5 protein-coding genes are annotated in these 5,311 nt (G+C 63.4%); 1 reads left to right on the top strand and 4 read right to left on the bottom strand.

Annotation, left to right across the window (positions count from 1 at the left end):
* Positions 1 to 109 precede the first annotated feature (109 nt).
* Complete coding sequence (locus ACQUSY_RS13295; RefSeq protein WP_428904921.1) at positions 110 to 1,411, top strand: ISL3 family transposase; 1,302 nt, start codon at positions 110 to 112, stop codon at positions 1,409 to 1,411.
* 147 nt (positions 1,412 to 1,558) lie between these two features.
* Here the strand turns inward: ACQUSY_RS13295 and trxA are convergent, their stop codons facing one another.
* From trxA to ACQUSY_RS13275, 4 genes are all read right to left on the bottom strand, one after another.
* Positions 1,559 to 1,882: a thioredoxin gene (gene trxA / locus ACQUSY_RS13290; RefSeq protein ID WP_428904920.1), complete on the bottom strand. Its 324-nt coding sequence runs from the start codon at positions 1,880 to 1,882 to the stop codon at positions 1,559 to 1,561.
* A gap of 71 nt (positions 1,883 to 1,953) precedes the next feature.
* On the bottom strand, positions 1,954 to 2,913 hold the full coding sequence (gene trxB, locus ACQUSY_RS13285; protein ID WP_428904919.1) for a thioredoxin-disulfide reductase: 960 nt from the start codon (positions 2,911 to 2,913) through the stop codon (positions 1,954 to 1,956).
* Positions 2,914 to 2,958: 45 nt separating this feature from the next.
* Positions 2,959 to 4,560 carry a murein biosynthesis integral membrane protein MurJ gene (gene murJ, locus ACQUSY_RS13280; protein WP_428904918.1) on the bottom strand — a complete coding sequence of 534 codons (1,602 nt, stop codon included), beginning with the start codon at positions 4,558 to 4,560 and terminating at the stop codon, positions 2,959 to 2,961.
* Positions 4,553 to 5,311, bottom strand: a 759-nt coding sequence (locus ACQUSY_RS13275; protein WP_428904917.1) for a DUF6049 family protein, incomplete at its 5' end; no start/stop codon positions are given. The genes ACQUSY_RS13275 and murJ, both read right to left, overlap by 8 nt.

Raw genomic sequence — 5,311 nt, 5'->3', positions numbered from 1 at the left:
GGCTCTTCGCATTTGAGGGTGTAGGTGGGGTGCGCTCGCTGGTTCGCGGATAGGGGTCGAGGTCTTCCAGGATGGAAGTTCCTACGCTGCCCATCTGAAAGACCTCGACGTGCTCAACGCTACCTTCGCCGCGCCTGATCTCACTACGTTCTGCCGACTTGACGAGCTCGGTCTCGAAGCTGTCGGGCAGCGGATCGAGGCAGGCCGGGCGGTGATCGAGTGTCGCGTGATCGAGTCGGATCCATGGTGTCGCAAGTGCGGCGCCGAAGGCGTCGTGCGCGACACTGTGGTGCGGCCTCTGGCGCATGAGCCGTTCGGCCACCGGTCGACGCTGCTGCTAGTGCGGGTGCGCCGATACCGGTGCTATCACTGCCGGCGCACCTGGCGTCAGGACACGACGGCTGCCGCCGCGCCGCGGGCGAAGATCTCCCGTGGCGGGCTGGGGTGGGCGTTGGAGGCGATCGTGGTCGACCATCTCACCGTGTCCCGTGCCGCCGCCGGTCTTGGCGTGTCCTGGCACACAGCGAACACCGCGATTCTCGCCGAGGGCCGTCGGCGTCTTATCGATGACCCGACGAGGTTCGACGGCGTCACCACGATCGGCGTCGATGAGCATGTCTGGCGGCACACCCGCTTCGGTGACAAGTACGTCACGGTGATCATCGACCTCACCCCGAACCGGAACAAGACCGGGCCGGCCAGGCTGCTGGACATGGTCGAGGGCCGCTCCAAAGCGGTGTTCAAGCAGTGGCTCGCCGCCCGTCCGAAGAAGTGGCGGGATCGGATCGAGGTCGTCGCGATGGACGGGTTCAGCGGGTTCAAGACCGCCACCGCTGAGGAGCTGCCCGTCGCGATCCCGGTAATGGATCCGTTCCATGTGGTCCGTCTCGCCGGTGACGCGCTTGATGTCTGCCGCCGCCGCGTTCAGCAAGACATTTTCGGGCGCCGCGGGATGAAGGGCGACCCGCTCTACCAGGCCCGCCGCACCCTGCACACCGGCGACAAGCTGCTCACCGACCGGCAGAGGACCCGGCTGAAGAAGCTGTTCGCCGACGACGACCATGTCCAGGTCGAAGCGACCTGGGGCATCTACCAGCGCATGATCGCCGCGTATCGGGAACCTGACAAGAAGCTCGGCAAGCAGATGATGAAGGCAGTGATCGACGCGGTCAGCACCGGCGTCCCGACCGGCCTCATCGAACTTCGCAAGCTCGGCCGCACACTCAAGCAGCGCACAGCGGACATCCTCGCGTTCTTTGACCGTCCCGGAACGTCGAACGGACCAACGGAGGCGATCAACGGCCGCCTCGAGCACCTCCGCGGCTCTGCCCTCGGCTTCCGGAACCTGACGAACTACGTCGCCAGATCGCTACTCGAAGCCGGAGGATTCAGATCCCACCTACACCGCTAATTACGAAGAGCCCGTTTCACGTGAAACACTCCCCCGTACGCATCGGGGCGTTTCGTCTCGCTGGCGCTCGCTCAACGACGAAAAAGGGGGCTTCGGAACCAGGTGATGGTTCCGAAGCCCCCTTTACGTCACAAACGTGACGGGCGATTATCCGAGGTACTTCGCGAGGTCAGCCTCGAGCGCGACCTTGGGCTTGGCGCCGATGATCGTGGTCTCGACCTCACCCTTGTTGAAGACCTTCATCGCCGGGATCGACGTGATCTGGTACTTCATCGCCAGGTCGGGGTTCTCATCAACGTTGAGCTTGATGATGGTGATCTTGCCAGCGTGCTCAGCCGCAATCTCGTCGAGAATTGGCGAAACTGCGCGGCACGGACCGCACCATTCAGCCCAGAAGTCGACCAGAACCGGACCCTCAGCCTGCAGAACGTCGGCGTCCCACGTTGCAGAACTCGTTGCCTGTGCCGTCATGATTCTTCTTTCTGTTGATTGAGCGCGAACGCCCTCATCGTCTGTAACGCCGGCGGGCCGGCGAATGTTCCTTAGACCGCGGCTGCCTCTTCGACGGCGGCGGAACCATCGGCCAGGGCTGCGAGGTAGTGCTCGGCATCCAGGGCGGCCACGGTGCCCGAGCCGGCAGCCGTAACAGCCTGGCGGTAGGTCGGGTCGAGCACGTCACCGGCCGCGAAAACGCCCGGAACCGTGGTCTTCGACGAGCGGCCGTCGACCCAAATGGTTCCGTCAGCAGTCAGATCGACCTTGCCGTGTACGAGATGCGTGCGCGGGTCGTTGCCGATCGCGATGAACAGGCCCTGTACGTCGAGCGTGCTGTCGGAACCATCGACGGTGTTGCGCAGCCGCAGCGAGCTGACAGCGCCGTCACCGACGACGTCGACGACCTCGGTGTTCCACACGAACTCGATCTTCTCGTTCGCCATGGCGCGTTCCTGCATGATCTTGGAGGCGCGCAGGGTGTCTTTGCGGTGAATGACGTAAACCTTCGACGCGAAGCGTGTGAGGAACGTTGCCTCTTCCATTGCCGAGTCGCCACCACCGACGACGGCGATAACGCGGTCGCGGAAGAAGAAGCCGTCGCACGTTGCGCACCACGAAACACCGAAGCCTGACAGGCGCTCTTCGCCCGGCAGACCCAGCTTGCGGTAGGCAGAACCGGTCGCGTAGATCACGGTCTGTGACTCGATAACCTTGCCGTCGCCCAGCGTGATCTTCTTCACGGGGCCTTCGAGGTCAAGCTCGACAGCGTCAGCGTAGGCAACCTCAGCACCGAACTTCTCGGCCTGCGCCTGCATCTTCTCCATAAGCTCGGGGCCCTGGATTCCGTCGGGGAAGCCCGGGAAGTTCTCGACATCCGTCGTCTTCATGAGCTCACCTCCGGCCTCAACCGAGCTCGCGATAACGAGCGGCTCGAGACCCGCACGGGCGGTGTAGATTGCTGCCGTCAATCCGGCAGGACCGGATCCGATAATGGTGACCTGACGCACTTTTCCTCCTGGCTTTCAGGTATGTAAACCCATCGTAACCGCGGGTTATTCCGCCGAGCGGCGGCGGAACCGTTTGATTTGGTCCGTAGCAACGGAAAGTTCGGGGGCGCGCACGATGGTAAGCACCCCAATGTAGACAACGCCGGCGACGATGCCGATGATGCCCAGACCCAGCATTGCGGTAATTTTGCCGTCCAGCAGCCAGCTTGAGCTGCCGCCCAACAGTTGCCAGACGCCCCAACCCGCAACACCGGCAACCACACCGGCGATTGCGAAGCGCGCGTAGCCACGTAGCCACGAGCCGGCGTTCAGCGAACCGAAGCGGCGGTGCAACAGCACGGTCGCCACAATGAGCTGCACGATCGTCGCTACCGACTGACCGAGGGCCACACCGGCGGCAAGCATGCTGAGCGGCAAGAACGCAGCCGCAAGATACGCCGATGCCACGATCAGCACACCCTGCAGCAGCGTGAAGAAGAACGGCGTGCGGGTGTCACCCAAGATGTAGAACATGCGCTGAATGACAAACAGAATCGCGACCGGAATGAGGTTGACGAGATATGCCAGCAGCACCGGCGCCGACAGGATCGCCTCATCTCCCGAGTTCGTGAAGATACGCGACGCGGGCACAGCACCCGCAGCGAGCACGGCCGTTGCGATGACGATGAAGAACCCGAGCGTTCGAATCGATGTGTCGATCGTTTCGCGCAGCTCGTGCGTCTTTCCGGCACTGCCGAACTCGCTCATGCGTGTGAAGAACGGGGTACCGATTGACAGCACGATGACCGAATACGGAACCATATAGACGAGCCACGCATTGCTCATCACGAGCCCCGCGGGGTACTCCCCCGACGCGTCAGAAACCACCTGGCTCTGCACGACACCACCGATGGTTCCGACCATGACCATCAAGAACGTCCACCCGGCCATCTTGACGATTTCGCCGAGACCCACGCCTCGCCACTGGAAATCTGGTCGCACGCGCAACGTCGCGCGCTTCCAGAACAGCATCAGCACGAAGAACTGCACCGCGATGCCGAGGGTGGCAGAACCGCCGAGCAGCGCAATGCGGTCGGGAGTCCAGTCTTCGATAACGGTGAGGTTGCCGCCGTACAACCAGATGATGAGCGCGAAGCCGGCGGTCGACACGATGTTGTTGACGACCGGCGCCCACGCGTACGGCCCAAAAACGTTGCGGGCGTTGAGCGTCTCACCGATGAGCGCGAACACGCCGTAGAAGAACAGCTGCGGCACGCACCAGTACCCGAGTGCGACGGCGAGCGCCTTCTGCGGGGCCGAGAACTGTGGCGAATACAGTTCCACGAGCCACGGCACCGCGACCATCGCGAGCACCGTGATCGCAAACAGGCCCACGACGCCGATCGTGAAGAGTTTGGAGATGAACGCGGAACCACCGTCTGCGTTCCGCGCGGCCCTCACAACCTGCGGAACCACAATGGCCGTCAGCAGGCCGGCTGAGACGAGCGCGTAGATCGCGTTGGGCAGTCCGTTGGCGGTGTTGAACGCGTCGCCAACCGCAAAGACACCGATGGCCGTGACCAGCACCATGGTGCGGACGAGACCCGTGAGGCGTGAAACCAGGGTGCCCGCCGCGATGAACGCGCTTGCGCGCCCGATGTTAGCCATTCAAATCCTTGGGTTCTTCGTCGCAGGCCTCGGCGTCACCAATAGCAGCAATAGCCGATTCGCCAGGAGCTTCGACAGCCTCTGCAGCCGCCAAAGCACGGGCCTTGCGACGCTTATGCACCGTGCGGAATATACCGCCGACGATCAAAAAAATGACGACCGCGCCCGAGATCGCGACACCGATCTTCTCCCACTCGGCGCGCACGAGAACGTCGGTGTACATCGGCGCCCCGATGTTGTGACCGTTCTCCGCCGTGAGCCAGAAGCGAATGGTGACGTCGCCGTTGCCGAGACCTGCGGTGACCGGAACCAGCACCTTGGTAACGGCACCGGCTTGCGCCTCGACGGTGATCGGTGACTCGACGGTCAGGCGGAAGTCGTCGGGCTGAGCCCACAGCTTCACCGTCGCAGCAAACGGCAGGTCGTTGCGCACCTGAAGCGGAATGGAGGATCCGCTCGTCAAAAACTGAATCGTCGAGATCGGTGCGATGTCGATCGCATTCAACGTCGCCGTCACCGAGGTGCGGTGGGCAGCGATCGCCGCATCCCACCCCGGGTCGCCGAGCCACGCTACCGAGAACAACTGCAACACTTCAGCCCGTTCGGCCCCGGTGATGAGCGTGGGGTCGGTCAACACGACCGCCATCTCAGCAAGGGGCGCTTCGTTCTGCAGGAGAGACGTCAGCGTCGCCGCCCGCTCGGTCGATTCGGGTGCCGCCGTCACGGGGGCTGCCACGGGAGTCTGCGCGCG

It is taken from the genome of Microbacterium daqui (assembly GCF_050408675.1).
Classification (GTDB): Bacteria; Actinomycetota; Actinomycetes; order Actinomycetales; family Microbacteriaceae; genus Microbacterium.
Note: the sequence above shows the minus strand (reverse complement) of the source record. Positions and strands in the feature narration are given on the sequence as shown.